This is a genomic window from Acinetobacter rudis (genome assembly GCF_031157835.1).
In the GTDB taxonomy this organism is placed as follows: domain Bacteria; phylum Pseudomonadota; class Gammaproteobacteria; order Pseudomonadales; family Moraxellaceae; genus Acinetobacter; species Acinetobacter rudis_A.
Window position 1 is genome coordinate 179,599 of sequence record NZ_JAVIDR010000004.1, and the last position, 17,748, is coordinate 197,346.

Annotated in this window: 15 protein-coding genes; 9 read left to right on the plus strand and 6 right to left on the minus strand. The window is 39.3% G+C overall.

Going from position 1 to position 17,748, the window contains the following annotated elements:
- Positions 1–8 precede the first annotated feature (8 nt).
- Together RFH42_RS06560 and RFH42_RS06565 are read left to right on the plus strand one after the other, a co-directional pair.
- Positions 9–1,037, plus strand: a complete 1,029-nt coding sequence (locus RFH42_RS06560) for a fimbrial protein (protein ID WP_308974794.1) — start codon at positions 9–11, stop codon at positions 1,035–1,037.
- Between the two features lie 26 nt (positions 1,038–1,063).
- Positions 1,064–1,582: a fimbrial protein gene (locus RFH42_RS06565; RefSeq protein WP_308974795.1), complete on the plus strand. Its 519-nt coding sequence runs from the start codon at positions 1,064–1,066 to the stop codon at positions 1,580–1,582.
- A 164-nt stretch (positions 1,583–1,746) separates the two neighbouring features.
- Here the strand turns inward: RFH42_RS06565 and cadR are convergent, their stop codons facing one another.
- Complete coding sequence (gene cadR / locus RFH42_RS06570) at positions 1,747–2,199, minus strand: Cd(II)/Pb(II)-responsive transcriptional regulator (RefSeq protein ID WP_308974796.1); 453 nt, start codon at positions 2,197–2,199, stop codon at positions 1,747–1,749.
- Positions 2,200–2,271: 72 nt separating this feature from the next.
- On the opposite strand from cadR, the gene RFH42_RS06575 reads away from it, so the two are divergent.
- From RFH42_RS06575 to RFH42_RS06585, 3 genes are all read left to right on the plus strand, one after another.
- Positions 2,272–4,737: a heavy metal translocating P-type ATPase gene (locus RFH42_RS06575; RefSeq protein WP_308974797.1), complete on the plus strand. Its 2,466-nt coding sequence runs from the start codon at positions 2,272–2,274 to the stop codon at positions 4,735–4,737.
- Between the two features lie 287 nt (positions 4,738–5,024).
- The gene (locus RFH42_RS06580) at positions 5,025–7,394 is read left to right on the plus strand and encodes a YgiQ family radical SAM protein (protein WP_308974798.1); all 2,370 of its coding nucleotides are present in this window, start codon (positions 5,025–5,027) and stop codon (positions 7,392–7,394) included.
- A gap of 435 nt (positions 7,395–7,829) precedes the next feature.
- Positions 7,830–8,366, plus strand: coding sequence for a DUF2726 domain-containing protein (locus tag RFH42_RS06585; RefSeq protein ID WP_308974799.1), 537 nt, complete (start codon positions 7,830–7,832; stop codon positions 8,364–8,366).
- Positions 8,367–8,407: 41 nt separating this feature from the next.
- Here the strand turns inward: RFH42_RS06585 and RFH42_RS06590 are convergent, their stop codons facing one another.
- The 5 genes from RFH42_RS06590 to RFH42_RS06610 form a co-directional block, all read right to left on the minus strand.
- A complete protein-coding gene (locus RFH42_RS06590) occupies positions 8,408–8,761 on the minus strand; it encodes a RidA family protein (RefSeq protein WP_308974800.1) in 354 nt (117 codons plus the stop codon).
- A gap of 335 nt (positions 8,762–9,096) precedes the next feature.
- The gene (dinB, locus tag RFH42_RS06595; protein ID WP_308974848.1) at positions 9,097–10,155 is read right to left on the minus strand and encodes a DNA polymerase IV; all 1,059 of its coding nucleotides are present in this window, start codon (positions 10,153–10,155) and stop codon (positions 9,097–9,099) included.
- 21 nt (positions 10,156–10,176) lie between these two features.
- A complete protein-coding gene (locus RFH42_RS06600) occupies positions 10,177–10,941 on the minus strand; it encodes a glycoside hydrolase family 25 protein (protein WP_374990818.1) in 765 nt (254 codons plus the stop codon).
- Between the two features lie 61 nt (positions 10,942–11,002).
- Entirely contained in the window at positions 11,003–12,385 is a 1,383-nt protein-coding gene (mdtD, locus tag RFH42_RS06605; protein ID WP_308974801.1) for a multidrug transporter subunit MdtD, read from the minus strand.
- 106 nt (positions 12,386–12,491) lie between these two features.
- Complete coding sequence (locus RFH42_RS06610; protein WP_308974850.1) at positions 12,492–13,121, minus strand: LOG family protein; 630 nt, start codon at positions 13,119–13,121, stop codon at positions 12,492–12,494.
- Between the two features lie 343 nt (positions 13,122–13,464).
- Here RFH42_RS06610 and RFH42_RS06615 point away from each other — a divergent pair, with 343 nt between their 5' ends.
- From RFH42_RS06615 to niaP, 4 genes are all read left to right on the plus strand, one after another.
- The gene (locus RFH42_RS06615) at positions 13,465–15,048 is read left to right on the plus strand and encodes a TerC family protein (protein ID WP_308974802.1); all 1,584 of its coding nucleotides are present in this window, start codon (positions 13,465–13,467) and stop codon (positions 15,046–15,048) included.
- A gap of 123 nt (positions 15,049–15,171) precedes the next feature.
- The gene (locus tag RFH42_RS06620; RefSeq protein ID WP_308974803.1) at positions 15,172–15,636 is read left to right on the plus strand and encodes a YchJ family protein; all 465 of its coding nucleotides are present in this window, start codon (positions 15,172–15,174) and stop codon (positions 15,634–15,636) included.
- Between the two features lie 61 nt (positions 15,637–15,697).
- A complete protein-coding gene (locus RFH42_RS06625; RefSeq protein ID WP_308974804.1) occupies positions 15,698–16,339 on the plus strand; it encodes a trimeric intracellular cation channel family protein in 642 nt (213 codons plus the stop codon).
- A gap of 48 nt (positions 16,340–16,387) precedes the next feature.
- On the plus strand, positions 16,388–17,707 hold the full coding sequence (gene niaP, locus RFH42_RS06630; RefSeq protein WP_308974805.1) for a niacin transporter NiaP: 1,320 nt from the start codon (positions 16,388–16,390) through the stop codon (positions 17,705–17,707).
- The last annotated feature ends 41 nt before the right edge of the window (positions 17,708–17,748 follow it).

The window sequence follows — 17,748 nt, forward strand, 5'->3', positions numbered from 1 at the left end:
AAAAGATGATGAGCCTGAAAATAAAACCTTCGTTAAAAAGTCTCAGATACTCAGCATTATTTTTAATGACAATGCTGGGTATGGATACTGCATATGCTGCAGATTGTTATCCATTGGGTTCTCCGTTTATTTATAACCATGAATATACATTTAATTCCGCACAGAATTATCCAAGTTACTCACCACCTTGGAAAGATTTATCTAGAGGTGGAACATATTCTGTTGGTGGTGCTTGTGCAAATCGCATACAGAATACATATTTTACATTTAAGGCTGCGCCGGGTTTAACACCTGCTGGTAATGATAATGGTGCTCAATGGTTTGATGTGCCCAATAATGATTATTTGCAAGTTGCAATGAAAGTCTATATTGCGGGGAATAGACGTGATTTTTTTGATATTCCACAAAATGCAATTAGTAATCAATGTAATGGTGGTTGTTCTAATAATTATGGGACTGGTGGTCAAGTTAAACTGAGATTGAAAATTAAAAAGAAATTTGTTGGACAATCTTTCTTGGTGAATCGTGATATCGGATATGTATATGCTGCATCTTCTGCCTCAGATATTCCGAGTCAACCAATTGTCATTATTCGATTAAATGCGGTGATGACAGTACCTCAGTCTTGTAGTTTCGATGTTGGTGATGTTATTGAGTTTGACTTTGGTTCCATACCATCTAGCGCCTTCTCAGTTGCTGCTGGTAACAGAGCCCAAGGGGTAAATACAATAACGAAAAATATTGGTATTGAGTGTAAAAATATTGATGCGCAACAAATGTTGTCAGCACGTTTAGAAGTTGCAAACTATAAAGACAATATTATTATCTCGGATAATCCAAATGTAGGTTTTCAGCTGGCAGATAGTAATGAGCGTGTATTGACGCCAAATAATATAAATAGCTTTATTCCTTTTCGTCTCGATGAAAATGCCCGTAGCCAATTTATACTTAAATCTTGGCCTGTGAGCGTAACAGGCCAAACTCCTCAACCTGGACCTGTAGCAGCACAGGGTCATATACGGATTGATTTCCAGTAAATGTATGACATAAAAAGGTTAATATTATGAATATGATCAAGTTACTTATTACAAGTTGTGTTTTATTTGCACCTCTTTTGCATGCTGATCCATTGGTAAAAGTAAATTTACGTTTTAAGGCAATGATTGTTGATCGTACTTGTACAGTTTCTCCTGAGAGTCAAAACATAAATGTAGCACTTGGTACTTGGGGAACTAAAAATATGATGAATGTTGGTGATCAAACACGTCCTATTCCCTTTACAATACGCTTGTCGGATTGTTCTGCTAAGACTGTTTCATTGTCATTTAAAGGGCCTCAAGATTCTAATAATACTCAATTGCTGGCTTTATCTAAGGATTCAACAGCAACAAATGTAGCAATCCAAATTTTAGATAAAGATCGCCAATTATTAGCTATAGATACGTTTACTCAACCTGCAGTTGTTGATAGTACCAACAAAAACATACAGCTCAATTTTTTCGCAAATTATTTTGCAACACGTCAAAATGTCACTGCAGGTACGGCTAACTCAACAGCGAATTTTGTACTGAACTATGACTAATAGGATACGCAAGTGCACCTCTCTTATCCGATAATTTTTTAATGTTAAAGCCCTGCTCTACCAGCAGGGCTTTTTTGATTACGTAGATTCACCTTGTCTTTACTATGCCCTAAGGCATAGTAAAGACAAGGGAGGATACTTTAGGGTGTTCAAACTCAATTATTTTAATGTTTGTTGCTATGAATTTGAGTGCTATGTACGTTTTCAAGGCTCTCACTTACTGGTGTATCACGTTCTAATTCACGTAAAATTCCACAAGAATGCACAGAATTATCACCCTGACATTGTAGACGAAGTTCTTGTAATTCTTGTTCTAAGCTCAGTAGCTCTTGAATACGATGTTGAACGTGTTCTAAATGTTGATCAACTAATTGATTGATACCTATACAATCATCTTGTTGAGTGCGTGCTGTCAATAAGGTGCGAATCTCATCATGAGTCATACTTAAAGAGCGACAACGTCGAATAAATCTTAGTCGCTCTAGATGCAATGATTGATATTCACGATAGTTGTTTTCTGTATTGCGTAAGGGTTTTTGCAGTAGACCTTCTTTTTCATAAAAACGAATGGTCTCAACTGTACAACCCACATGTTGGGCAAGCTCACCAATTTTCATTTTCATCTTCCACTTGAGTCTGAAGCAGCTTCAGGGTGTTTAATCATAATATAGCATCAAAAAGGATCAATTATGAGCCAATTAGACAAAGAAGATGTGCAAGCAGATGTAAAAGTGAAAGAGAGTAACTGTTGTGCTTCGTCAACTCAATCATCTACGCACAGCCACTGTAGTCATTCAAAGACTCAGGAAGCAAAAGACTCTGCTTGCTGTGGGGAAGATTTAGCCCAAAACAAAGTTGAAAGTTGTTGTAATTCAGCGGCTAAACCAACCAAAACATCAAGCTGTTGTGATTCGACATTAAATCAAGATAAAAACGCTAGTTGTGGCCATGCAACCCCTATTTTAAATGAGGTGAACTCATGTTGTTCAAGTGGTTCAACGTGTGCGAGTACACAGACAGAACAAACATTACCGCAACTTGGAGCAACCACTAGAGAAGGTGAATATTACCGTAGCAACATGCGCATTATGCAAATGGATTGTCCTACTGAGGAAGGGCTAATCCAAAAAAAATTAGGACAAATGCCAGAGGTTATTCGTCTTGAGTTTAATTTAATGCAACGTGTGCTTACAGTCGTTTATACCGAAGATGCGTTACCCAAAGTTGTAAAAGCATTGCAAGAGCTTGATTTCGAACCTGAATTAGCAAATGAGCAAGGTAAGTTTGCTGCTGCAGCAGTGGAAAAAAAACAATCAATTTGGATTTTGGTTATCGCTGGTATTTTTGCCTTAGCTGCTGAAATATCAGGTTGGATCGATTTACCCATGTGGGTAGCGATTGTTAGCAGTTTGATTGCAATTGCTTTATCAGGTGTAGGAACCTATAAAAAAGGTTTATTAGCCCTTAAAAACATGAACTTGAACATTAATGCTCTCATGAGTATTGCTGTTACAGGTGCAGTATTGATTGGTCAGTGGCCAGAAGCCGCAATGGTCATGGTGTTATTTACTTTGGCTGAGCTCATCGAGGCTCGTTCTTTAGAGCGTGCACGTAATGCAATTGGACAATTGATGCAGTTAGCACCAGAGCGTGTCACAGTGTTACAAGCAGATGGTCAGTGGATGGAAATAGATGCAGCTGATGTCGATATAGATAGCATCGTTCGCGTTAAACCTGGTGAAAAGATCGGTCTAGATGGTGTGATTGTTAAAGGTCAATCAAGTATTGACCAGTCACCTATTACTGGAGAGAGCTTACCTGTTGATAAAGTTGAGGGTGATGAGATTTTTGCAGGAACGATTAACGTTGCTGGTTCTTTTGAATATCGCGTGATTGCTAAGGCGAATGATACTGCATTGGCACGTATTATTCATGCAGTAGAAGAGGCGCAAGGAGAGAAAGCACCAACACAACGGTTTGTAGATCGTTTTGCTAAAGTTTACACACCTTTGGTTTTTGTTTTTGCAATATTGGTTGCTGTCATTCCACCATTATTTATGGGGGAACTATGGTTCGACTGGATATATAAGGCATTGGTAATCTTGGTGATTGCTTGTCCTTGCGCCTTGGTCATTTCAACACCTGTGACTGTGGTCAGTGGTTTAGCAGCAGCTGCACGTCTCGGTATTTTGATTAAAGGTGGAGTTTACCTCGAACAAGGTCGTTTGCTGAACTATATGGCATTTGACAAAACAGGCACAATCACATTTGGTAAGCCAAAGCAAACAGACTTTGTTGTGCTATCGGGTGATCCTATTCAGGTCAAACAACTGGTTGTTAGTCTTGCAGGACGTTCGGATCATCCTGTTTCACAAGCCATGGTGCAAGCGGATACAACTGCAACTGTACATTTAGAGGTAGATGATTTTACTGCTTTAGCAGGGCTTGGCACCCGTGGTGTGATAGCTGGTGAAAGCTATTGGTTGGGTAATCATCGTTTGATTCATGAACTTGAATACTGTTCACCAGCGCTAGAGGCTCAAATTGAGGCATTAGAAAAGCAAGGTAAAACAGTGGTGTTATTAGCTAAACCACAACAAGTACTTGCTTTAATTGCAGTAGCAGACACGGTTAAACCGAACAGTGCCGAGGCTATGACACAATTACAGCAAATGGGTGTGAAAACCCTTATGCTCAGTGGTGATAACAGCCACACAGCAAAAGTCATTGCAGAGCAGGTAGGAATGACCGATGCTCGAGGTAACTTACTTCCCGCTGATAAATTGAACCTTGTGGCAAGTTATGCTGATACCAGTCATATTGGTATGGTTGGGGATGGCATTAATGACGCACCAGCACTTGCTCGCGCCAACATTGGGTTTGCGATGGGAGCTATGGGTACAGATGTGGCAATTGAAACCGCTGATGTCGCTTTGATGGATGACGATTTACGTAAGATACCAAGTTTTATTCGTTTATCTCAGCAGACACACCGTATTCTGATTCAGAATATTAGTTTGGCATTAATTACCAAGTTGTTTTTCCTCGTTATTACCATGATGGGTTTAGGCAGCATGTGGATGGCTGTATTTGCAGACGTTGGTGTGAGTTTATTGGTGGTTGCAAATGGGCTTAGATTGTTAGGTCATAAATAATATAGATGTACAGATTGTCGCTGTTCTCTTGAGGAAAAATAATCCAATTTGATGCTTGGTTTATGGTGAGTCAAACAAAAAGACCGAAGTCGAAATTAATGCGGCTTTGGTCTTTTTGTTTGGGTTGAATAAATATAAACGTTGATATGAGCGTGTTTAACAAAAAAGTGTATTGTTGTTTTTTTGAGCGCACATCATGAGTACAATTCATGTTAGAATGAGCACCTTTCATTTAGACAGCTCTGTCTAGATCTTTTATTTCCCTTAAACTCACCGAGATGATGTACATGTCGACAGCTTATACTGCTCAGACTGCGCCGAAGGCGTTGTTTGACTATGACAAATATTGGGCGTCTTGCTTTGAACCAGCGCCTTTTTTGCCTATGTCTCGAGCCGAGATGGATCAACTTGGTTGGGATGCCTGTGATTTTATCTTGGTCTGTGGCGATGCTTATATTGATCACCCTTCCTTTGTTTCTGGTGTGATTGGTCGTGTTTTAGAAGCACAAGGTTTTCGTGTAGGAATTATTGCCCAGCCAGATTGGACCAATGTTGAGGCTTTTCGTGCTCTAGGTCAGCCAACAATTGCTTGGGGAGTTACCGCAGGTAATATGGATTCAATGATCAACCGCTATACGGCAGATCGTAAAATCCGTTCGGACGATGCTTATTCTCCTGATAATCAACCGAATAAACGTCCAGACCGCGCAGCAACAGTATATTGTCAGCGTTGTCGTGAAGCGTATCCAGATACACCTGTTTTGTTGGGGGGAATTGAGGGCTCATTACGTCGAATCGCCCATTATGACTATTGGTCAGATAAGGTGCGTCGTTCGATTTTGATGGATTCAAAAGCAGATCTATTGATGTATGGCAATGGCGAACGTTCAATCATTGAGGTGATGCATCGTTTGGCTAAAGGGGAAAAAATTCACGAAATTACAGATGTCCGTGGTACGGCATTTATTGTGAATAAAAACAATCGTGCTAGCAAAGCTCAGTTTGTAGAAATTGCATCAAATGATGTGGATACAGTTGGACGTGTTGATCCGATTATTAATCCATATGTTATGACAGAAGATTTAGATGGCTGTGAAATTGAAAAAGATAAGGGTAATAGCCTGACACAGTACCAAAATTTTCAAAAAGAATTAGTTGCTAATCCAATTGTACGTGCAGGCGATGAATTGGATGAAGATACACAAATCGTGCAGTTGCAATCGAACAAAAGTAAAGCAATTAAACATAAATTACCGCCCCGTGAATTAGCTGTGATTCGTCTACCAGCATTTGAACAGGTTTCTGAAGACCCTGTCCTATATGCGCATGCTAACCGAATCTTACATTTGGAAACCAATCCGGGTAATGCACGTGCTTTAGTACAACGTCATGGTGAACGAGATGTATGGTTAAATCCACCACCGATTCCATTGACGACTGAAGAAATGGATTACGTGTTTGATTTACCTTATGCGCGTCTGCCACATCCAGCTTATGGCAATGCTCGTTTTCCAGCATTTGATATGATTAAATTCTCCGTCAATATTATGCGGGGGTGTTTTGGTGGTTGTACTTTCTGTTCAATCACAGAACATGAAGGACGTATTATTCAGAATCGTTCAGAAGATTCAATTTTACGTGAAGTCGAAAAGATTCGAGACAGCGCACCTGGTTTTACAGGAATTATTTCTGATTTAGGTGGACCAACAGCCAATATGTATCGGTTGCATTGTAAAGATGCTGAGATCGAGAAAAACTGTCGTAAGCCTTCTTGTGTCTTCCCGGGTGTTTGTCAAAACTTACATACAGATCATGCACCTTTGACCCAACTGTATCGTAAAGCACGTGCCTTGCCTGGCATTAAGAAAATCTTGATTGGTTCTGGTTTGCGTTATGATTTGGCAGTTCTGAATCCTGAGTATGTTAAAGAGCTGGTACAACATCATGTTGGCGGTTATTTAAAAATTGCACCTGAACATACTGAGAAAGGGCCTTTATCTAAAATGATGAAGCCTGGTATAGGAACATATGATCGTTTTAAACAGATGTTTGACCGTTTTAGCAAAGAAGCAGGTAAAGAGCAGTATCTAATTCCTTACTTCATTGCGGCGCATCCGGGTACAACGGATTATGACATGATGAATTTAGCGATTTGGCTAAAGAAAAATGGTTTCCGTGCTGATCAGGTACAGACGTTCTATCCATCGCCAATGGCGACAGCAACGACAATGTACTACAGTCAGAAAAACCCATTAGCCAAGGTGGCTCGTTATACCGAAGATGTAGACATTGTAAAAGGTGAAAAACGCCGTCGTTTACATAAAGCATTTCTACGTTATCATGATCCGAATAATTGGCCATTACTACGTCAAGCACTTAAAGATATGGGACGTGCAGATTTAATTGGTAATTCCAAGCAACATTTGATTCCAACTTATCAACCGCAAGGAAGTGAAGGGGATTACAAGTCAGCACGTAAGAAAAATTCAAGTGTTTCTGGTGATTCACAAAAGCGTCAAGGTAATATGGCTAAACGTCCAGCTCGTCCAGAGGCAGGGCAAATCTTGACACAACACACAGGATTGCCTCCACGAGAGACAGGTCAAAATAAGGCCAAAGCTAAAACCAAGTCCAAAGGCCGTTTTAGCAAAGGCTAATATTGCATTTAAATCAAAATTTATATTGCAGTATACAAACCAGATCATTTCGTTGATCTGGTTTTTTTATGTGAATTTGCATGGATTTTATACTGTAATTCATATTAACAGTGAAATGCTCAATAATATTTAAATTTTTCTGATTGTATTTTTAAATATATCTCGGTATAACAAACTAATTGGCAATATTCATTTATCTTTAATATTGCACAAATAAAATTTGAGCAAGTTGCATTAAATATCAAAAAAATTGAAAAGTCGTCCGTCTGAAAGATCGTAAATTTACATCAATAATGGTGTAAAAACAGTAAGACCTCAAAGAGGTTTATCGCAAAGCAGACAGTGACGGAAGGGATGGGAGAGAACAACATTAAACTAATTGAGATTGGGTATTTTTACTCAAGTATGAATAACTAGACTATAAAAGGAAAAAGGATGGAAATACTGCTAATTGCCAGTGTGGTCATGCTAGGGCTTGTTATAGCTTTGGCCTACCATCATATGAAAAGTATAAAACGACAAGATAGTCCACTTAGACAGAAGGCGCTACTGAGTGCTGCTGAGCAAATTTTATATAATCGTTTAAAAGAAACTTTACCCCATGCACAAGTACTAGCACATGTTTCATTTGATGCAATTTTAACAACCAAGTATTTGCATACTCGGCGTAAATACCAAAAAATGATTGCTGATTTTGTGCTTTTAGACAAAGACTACCGTGTGATTGCTGTAGTTGCGATTGATGATGCGAATATATTAAAGCGTTCGCGTGCTGCTGCCTATCAAGATGCGGTCTTAAAAACTGCGGGCTACCGTGTATTACGTTATGTTGGTGTGCCAGACATTGATCAGTTACAAGCTGACTTTTTAACGGATATTTTACATGAGCAGCGCGATGAAGCCATTATGGAGCGTTTATTGACCACGAGTAATTATCAGCATCGCCTTGAAAAAAATCGTCTTTTTGGCTAAAGCAAAAAGCCTAGGCTTTTTGCTTATTTGATTTGCTGTATTTATGGCTTAACGGCAACCACAGTCATTTCAACTAGAACATCAGGAGCATAGAGTTTTGCTTCAACACAAGTTCTTGGTGGTGCTTGCATATCTGCACACCATGCATCCCACACTTCGTTCATAGCGGTATAGTCAGTTTCAATATTTTTAATAAAAATCATAACGGACATAATGTGGCGTTTATCTGTACCAGCTTCTGCTAATAATTGATCAATCAGTGCTAGAGTCTGTTGGGTTTGCTCACAGATACCCACTGAGGTATCTTCAGCAAGTTGGCCAGCAAGGTGAACTAAATTTCCTGAAATAGCAACCTCAGAAAAACGCTTTTCAACACGTAAACGTTGCACAGTCATGTGAGTACTCTTGTTAATATGTGCTGTTATTTTACGTGAACATTTTACAAACTACAAAATGAGGTTGTAAAAGAAGAAAGGGCTTGAGTTTAAATAAAAGAATTAATGATGAAGAGCGATGAAGAAGAGTTTTAATAATTGTTCTGAGCGTCCTGTCATTTTCGGATTTGATCGTCACGGTAATCACAGGACAGTATGCTAAAAATATAGGTCAGTTTTAGCAACTCAGCTTCAACATTGGATAAATGTAGAGCAGCCACTAGACTACGCTATTTTTTATTAATATGGGAGTCTCTGTGCATATAATTTATTCAGTTGATTAAAATTTAATCAAACTAAGCCCATAAATCTAATTGGGCTTGCTGCTGTTTCACTTCAAGTTGGTAAACCCCGACACCAACTAATCTAAATTGTGCATATTCGTCGACGTGTAATTCATTTAACAGTTGTTCTAATGCCAAATATAAAGCATCCACACTATTTAATACGTGTTTAAAACTTTTACTGTGTTGGATGGTTTGAAAGTTCTTTAATTTTAATTTTAGGCTGACACCACGTGCCTGTAATTGTTTTTGTTCTAGACTATGCCAGATATTTTGACAGAGAGGGGCCCAATACGGTCGACATTGTATGAGCGTCAAATCTTGATCAAAGGTCGTTTCTTTTGAGATTTGTTGGCGTTGCCGTTCACTTTGTACTGGACGTTCGTCAATACCTTGCGCATAGAGGAAGAGTTGCTGCCCGTATTTACCAAAATGTTGGATTAAAATATGCTCTTGTAATCCTTGTAAATCACCTAGTGTAGTGAGCTGTAATAGCTTGAGTTTTTCATAAGTGACTTTGCCAACACCGGGTATTTTTTTAAGATCTAAATCTTGAATAAAATGTTGTACTTGATGTGGTTTAATAACACAAAGGCCATCAGGTTTGTTCCAATCTGAAGCGATTTTCGCCAAAAATTTATTTGGTGCGACTCCTGCTGATGCTGTAAGTCCTGTTTTTTGAAAAATTTCAGCGCGAATAGATTCGGCAACTTCCGTTGCGCTGGGCAATTGTTGTAAATTTTCAGTGACGTCTAAATAAGCTTCATCTAAGGATAGTGGCTCAATAAGATGTGTATGACGTTTAAAAGTTTGATGAATTTCGGCGGAAATCGTTTTGTATAATGCAAAGTCTGGTTCAATAACAATAACTTCGGGACAGAGTTTGCGTGCTTGAGACATTGGCATTGCTGAGCGTAAACCATATTTACGCGCAGGATAAGAAGCTGCAGCAATAACAGCGCGAGGGTGTTGTGAAGAGATAACTACAGGTAAATGTTTAAGCTCTGGATGATGACGCAAAGCCACTGAAGCATAAAAGGCATCCATATCTACATGTATGATTTTGCGTATGCTCATAGGCAATCACTCAATTTAAGGTCGAATAAATTTCTGCCAAGTCGCTTGATCTGCATAAAACACGTTGAGATCAACATCACCTTGAATGCCATTAATTTTACCTTGTTTACTATATTGCCATAAAGTCCATTGCCGACCTTTCAACTGTGGTTGGGCTTGATAGTCTCGAATCCAAAGCGGTGTTTGCTGGAAGTGTCCAGCCAAAATTACAGCATAGAAATTAGGAGTAGTGTAGAAAATTGGAGCTTTGCCATAGTGTTGGTATAAGCGATCATGCATGATCTGAATTTGTTTTAGCAGTTGTTCTTTGGTAGTTTGCTGAATACAACGGCTGTCATACTCTAAATCAATTACTGGTGGTAAGGCATTTTCCTTTTTGGGTACAGTATGGATAAAATTTTGACTTTGTATTTCAGCATCGCGGCATAAATTGTAAAAGTGATAAGCCCCAACAGATAAACCGCGTTCACGTGCTTCTAACCAATAATCTTGGAACTTGGGATCTAGATAATCTCCACCCTCTGTTGCTTTGAGATAGACAAATTGGTAATGCTGTCGAGAAATTTGAGTCCAGTCAATCTTGCCTTGATGATGCGATACGTCAAAACCACGAACAGTAAATGAAGATTGTGCATGAGCAAAATGCGCCATGTTTAATAGCATGAGCATACCCAATCCAAAGACCATCATAAGTGGGAGGCTGTATAAAGCACTAAACGTCTTATGAATGAGGTTCTGATCTGATTGTGATTTTGGTACAGCAGCTTTGTACTTCATCATCAGTATTGCATTCATCATCTGGAAATTTGCTTTAGCATAACACCCAAAAGTTGAAACACTGCTAAATCATTTTATTTTTTGGCAATTTCCAAAAAATCCAAGTTGATAGTATGTTGAGCGTTCCTAAACTAATAAAGGCTAACTGGAAGGCGAGTGTCGTTTCATGTCCATTGAAAATGCCGCTGAATAAATTTAACAGCGTGCTCGCTAGAGCAACACCAATACTCATCGAAAGCATCATAATCATTGAGAGGAAACTGTTACCACTGCTGGCATCTTGTTGTGGGAGGTCTTTGAGTGTCAAAGTATTCATACTGACAAACTGTAAAGAATTGAGAATACCGAAGATAAAAAAGTGCACTGTTCTTAGCCATAGTGGTGTGTCGACTGTGGTAAGAGCAAAGCTTGCAATACACAGTCCTAATAGAATGCTATTGGCAATTAAAAATGTCCGATATCCCGTTTTTTGAATTATTGGGCGGATCATGGGTTTTGAAAACAGAGATCCCACAACCATAGGAGTCATCATAATTCCCGCCATAAGCGGTTCCATGTGAAACGCAACTTGTAGCATGAGCGGAACTAGAAATGGGATTGCATTAGCACCAAGACGAATGAAGAAATTACCTAGTACACCCAAACGATAAATTTGATGTTGGAAAAGTTGAGCTCTAAATAACGCATTTTTATGGCTATGGGCATGATAGACATAGTAGAGGCTAGCCAAAGCACCCACTACAAAAAGTAATAAACTAAATGATATATGACCATTAGGGTCCGCAATTTGCTCAATCCCCAAGGCCAATCCAACCATGGCCAACATCAGTAGAATAAATCCGCTGAGGTCAAAAGCCTTCACTTTGAGTTCACGTAAGTTTGGCATTGCCTTGAAGCTTACAAAGACCCCTAAAATACCCATAGGAATATTAATGAGAAAAATCCAATGCCAAGACGTGTATTGGACTAACCATCCCCCTAAACTTGGACCAATGAGTGGGCCAATGAGACCAGCTAAACTCATCATACTCATTGCAGCAAGAAATTGTTCTCGTGGAATCAATTTCAGCATAGCTAAACGGCCCACAGGCATGAGTAAAGCACCACCAATACCCTGTAAAATTCTAAACCCAATGAGTTGGTTTAGGTTGTGGGATAAGGCACATCCTAGTGATGAAAGACTAAAGATAACAATTGCAGCAACATAAACATGGCGAATACCAAAACGATCGGCCAACCAACCACTTAATGGAATAAAAGCAGCCACAGCAAGCACATAACTAATCACTACATTGTGCATTTGTAGTGGGTTAATATTAAGATTTTGTGCCATGGCTGGCAAAGCTGTATTGATAATTGTGGTATCAAGGCCTTGCATAAAGAAGCCGATTGATACAAGAAACACCAATAAGCGATATTGAGGTGCTAAGCGTTGCTGGGTTTGCATAGTACTGTTCTTTAGGGTGGTGATTAATTGAGTGAATATTTTTCAATGCACTCAATTATAACAGGACCAATATAGACGCTTATTGTTGTGCTGAATAGGCAAAAAACTAAAATAGTACTTTCGCTGGGGGTTGACGTTCAACGTGCTGGATGATTTCGAAAATTTGACCAATGTTATCGCAAACCATGAGTTTGGAGCGATGTTGAGGAGGGAGGAAGCCCTCTTGAGTTGCATGGTCAAGTTGGGCAATAAGGTTGTCGTAAAAGCCATTCACGTTATAGAGCATCATGGGTTTGCAATGCTGATTAAGTTGTCCCCAAGTTGCGATTTCTAAAATTTCTTCAAAAGTACCTAAACCACCTGGAAGAGCAATAAAGGCTGCAGCACGATCAGCCATCATTGACTTACGCTCATGCATGCTTTTGACAATATGCAGCTCACTTAAATTATTATGAGCAATTTCATAATCCAACATAAATTCTGGAATGACGCCTACAGCTGTACCACCATGTTCAACAACCGTATCGGCAACTTGACCCATAAGTCCAATACTTGCTCCACCATAAACAATACCAAAACCTTGTTCGGCAATTGCTTGAGCAAGCTGAATAGCGCTTTCTTTGTAAATTGGTGAATGACCAGGTCTAGAACCACAATAAAGAGCAATTAACGTTTGTGTAGTTGGCATTGAGCTTTGCATATTATTTAGATTGTTTTGATCTGAAACGGGATTCATCAAGGATATAAACTCACTATATTTTGCTATTTCGTTTTTTACAGTTTAAGCGATAAATATGACAGTAGAAAGTGAACAATAACAAGCCTGTGAAAAGAGCGCAATTTTAGAAAAAAGCGCTGTATGAATTACGATAATATACAGAAATAAGATGAATTTCTGTTTGATCTTGTTATACTGGCTACTTCGTTTAGCAACTAATGAATGAACATGGGTAGTGGTTGTAGTCGCTCGAAAAATGTGCCTTTTTTTCAAATAATAATTTTTCAAAATCAGACAGTGTTCTGTGTACAACAACAGAACTTTGATCAAAAAATAGTTTCATCCAATATGGAGTTGGATCATGATCTTTGAGTGGATGTCTGATCCTTCGGCTTGGGTAGGACTCGCTACCCTCATTGTCTTAGAAATTGTTCTCGGAATTGATAACTTAGTCTTTATTGCAATTTTGGCGGAGAAGCTTCCACCAGAACAACGTAATGCTGCTCGCATATTAGGTTTATCTCTTGCCTTAGTAATGCGTTTAATTTTACTTGCATCTATTGCTTGGGTAGTAACGCTGACTGCACCATTGTTCCATATCTTTGATCATCCTTTTTCTGGACGTGACTTGATTTTACTCTTTGGTGGGGTGTTCTTATTATTCAAGGGTACGATGGAATTGCATGAGCGTATCGAAGGTAAGCAACACTTTAAGGAAGAAAATCCTGTACATGCCGCTTTTTGGATGGTGATCGTTCAAATTGTTGTACTGGATGCAGTCTTCTCTCTTGATAGTGTGATTACTGCGGTTGGTATGGTTAAAGAGCTTTCCATCATGATGGTGGCAGTGGTTATTGCTGTTGGTATCATGCTGTGGGCATCTAAGCCATTGATGGATTTTGTGAATAAACATCCAACAGTGGTTATTTTATGCTTAGGCTTCTTAATGATGATTGGTTTCTCTCTGATCGTTGAAGGCTTTGGCTTCCATATTCCAAAAGGCTACTTGTACGCTGCTATTGGATTCTCTGTACTCATTGAAATGATTAACCAAGTAACGCGTAAAAATCAGGAAAAACGAGTTACTACAAATGATCTACGCTACCGAACCGCTTCAGCAGTACTTCGTATGTTGGGGGGAAAAAACCACAACGCAGATCATGCGCCAGTTGAAGATGTACTCAAAACAGAGGCTTTGGCAAAAGAGCTTTTTGACCCTGAAAACAGCATTTATCACAGTGTAATGGTTCAAGGTGTATTGAGTTTATCTGAACGTCCAGTGAAGTCGGTGATGACACCACGTCCAGAACTGGAGTGGATTGACTTAGATGATGATGCAGAAGAAATTAAGAGCCGTTTAATGTCAATGACACACTCGCGCTTAATTGTGGCACGTGGTGAGTTAGATAACATGGCCGGTATTGTGCTAACACACAAGGTTATGAATGATTATATTGAAACAGGCGTGCTTAATTTTGAAAAGCATCTCCGTGAACCTGTGATTGTGCATGAAAATGCACAAGTCCTTATGGTGATGGAGCAACTTCGTCAAGCACCATTACAGTTGGCGATTGTGTTGAATGAATATGGTTCTATTGAAGGGATCGCCACTCCAATTGATGTGTTAGAAGCAATTGCTGGTGAATTTCCTGATGAAGATGAGATAGAAACTCAGGCTGCAAGCTTGGAAGATGGTTCTATCATTTTGGAAGGTTCAACCGATATTCGTCATGTTTCTTTGCTGTTGGGTTGTGACTTGGTCGATGAGTCGGAACAGTATTCGACACTTTCTGGATTTATTTTATTCCACCTCGGACGCTTGCCTACAGATGGTGAAAGTTTGACAGCATACAAGCACCGTTTTGAGGTGATGACGATGGATGGTCATAAAATTGATAAAGTGCATATTTTTGTACTTGAACAAGATCAGCATCAAGCATCATGATTTACGCATATCATATTGTAAATCAATAAGATTCTAATTAATGAAAAAGCAGTTCGTTCGGGACTGCTTTTTTTGTATAAATGAATAGCAATAGCGAAACTAAATTTAACTGAGGAAAAAATGGTGATATCTGTGCAAAATTGTCCTTGTGGGCAGGGAGCATATATAACATGTTGTCAGCCTTTGCATTTGGGCCGAGTACATGCACAAACAGCAGCGCAATTAATGCGATCGCGTTATAGTGCATTTGCATTACAACAGATCGATTATATTGTGCAGACCACAGCAATAGGGCAGCAGTCTAGTTTGGATCGTGCTGCGATTGCAGATTGGAGCAAAGAAAATCGTTGGTTAGCTCTTGAAATACTACAGGTCAATGAACAGCTTGATAAACATCATGCTTTGGTTGAATTTAGAGCGCATTACCATGACGGTCAAGCACAAATACATCAGGAAAGCTCCTATTTTGTACGTATGGCCGAACGCTGGTATTTTCTTGATCCAACAACGGCACTGCCAAGCATGAAGCAAGCTTGCCTTTGTGGTTCCTTGAAAAAATTTAAGCACTGCTGCGCTCAATATTTGTAACTTTTTTTAAGTTTTGTCTTAGAATAGCCGCCTAATACATCGGCCGTGGAAAAAAACAACGATGCTTTTACTGGTGATTTATATTATTGCGATTACCGCAGAGGCGATGACAGGTGCATTATCAGCTGGACGTCGAAGCATGGACTGGTTTGGGGTGATGCTGATTGCCTCAGTCACGGCACTTGGAGGCGGTTCTGTTCGTGATGTATTAATTGGGCATTACCCTTTAACCTGGGTTAAACATCCCGAATATTTGGTCCTCACTTGTGGGGCTGCATTCTTCACGATCATCATTGCTAAATGGATGCGTCATTTACATTCAATATTCTTGCTGTTGGATGCCTTGGGTTTAATTGGTTTTACCATTATTGGTTGTCAAATCGCGTTAGAAATGGGACATGGTTTTGTCATATCAGCTGTAGCTGGTGTACTTACAGGCGTATCTGGTGGGATTCTACGTGATATTCTTTGTAATGATGTACCTTTGGTATTTAGACGTGAACTCTATGCAAGTATTTCTTTTGTTTCCGTAATTTTTTATTGGGCCTGTCAAAACTTTGGCGTATCCTTAGAAGTTACTGTCATAGCAACTTTAGTATTTGGCTTCTCTTTACGTTGTATCGCCATTTATTATGGTTTAGAAATGCCTAAATTTATTTATAAAGATGACGATGAACAATCCGCTTCTTCTAAAGACCTTTAGTAATTAATTATGAGGAGTCATCGGCTCCAATAACTGCAGAGTAAATCTATGGACCTCCTGTCGCGTGTTCAACGGTTACCTATTGGACCTTTTCACTACCGTTTACTCGTTGTGATTGGTTTAGGTTGGATGTTCGATGCTATGGATACAGGTCTAATCGCTTTTATTCTGACTCGAATTGCTGAAGATTGGCAGATTACAGCAAGTGATAAGGGATGGATTGTTTCTATAGGCTTTATTGGTATGGCCATTGGTGCTGTATGTTCTGGTGCACTGGCTGATCGATTAGGTCGTAAAAAAGTCTTTGCATTGACCTTGGCCATTTATAGTATTGCAACCGCCTTATGTGCTGTAGCACCGAATTTAAGCTATTTACTCTTTTTTAGATTCATTGTGGGTTTGGGACTTGGTGGACAACTGCCCGTTGCTGTTACTTTGGTGAGTGAATATATTCCTGCTCATGTTCGTGGTCGTTTCATTGTTTTATTAGAAAGTTTCTGGGGTTTAGGCTGGTTGGTTGCTGCTCTAGTTGCTTACTTTGTAATCCCTCAATATGGTTGGGAAATCGCATTCCTGATAGGTGGCTTACCTTTATTATATGTTTTTATTATTTTGAAGAAGGTACCTGAATCTATTCCTTTTTTAATAAATGCGGGCCGAATTGAAGAAGCACACCGCTTACTACAAAACATAGAGCGACAATGTGGTCTTGAACCAGTCAATGAAATTGTTGTCACACCTGTTGCCAAGAAACATACAGTATCATTTGCCCAGTTATGGTCAGGACGTTTAGCACGTCGTAGTTTAATGCTTTGGCTGATTTGGTTTGGGATCGTGTATTCGTATTATGGTATTTTTACATGGTTACCTAGTTTGCTGATCAAGCAAGGCTATAGCATAGTCCAGTCATTTGAATATGTATTATTGATGATTTTGGCACAGTTACCAGGATATATTGCAGCAGCATGGTTGGTTGAAAAGCTAGGACGCAAATTAACATTAGCCGGTTTCATCGCAATGTGTGCCGTTGCAGCCTATTTTTTTGGTCAATCAAGTACAGTCAATAGTATTATGTTTTGGGGCTGTTTGATGTCATTCTTTAATTTAGGTGCTTGGGGCGTTTTATATACCTATACCCCTGAGTTATATCCTGCCAATATTCGTGCTTTTGGCTCTGGTTGGGCCTCTGCTATTGGTCGTTTAGGTGGCATTGTTGCACCTTTGGTTGTAACTCAACTGTTGGTTTTAAATGATGGCTTTAGTCATATTTTTATGATGTTCACAGCAGTATTGTTTGCTGTTGCAGCGGTGGTGATTGTACTTGGTGAAGAAACTCAAGGTAAAACTTTAGAGTCTATAGGCTTATAAGTATTTAAATTCGGTATTATTTACTTGGCAATATGAGAGAA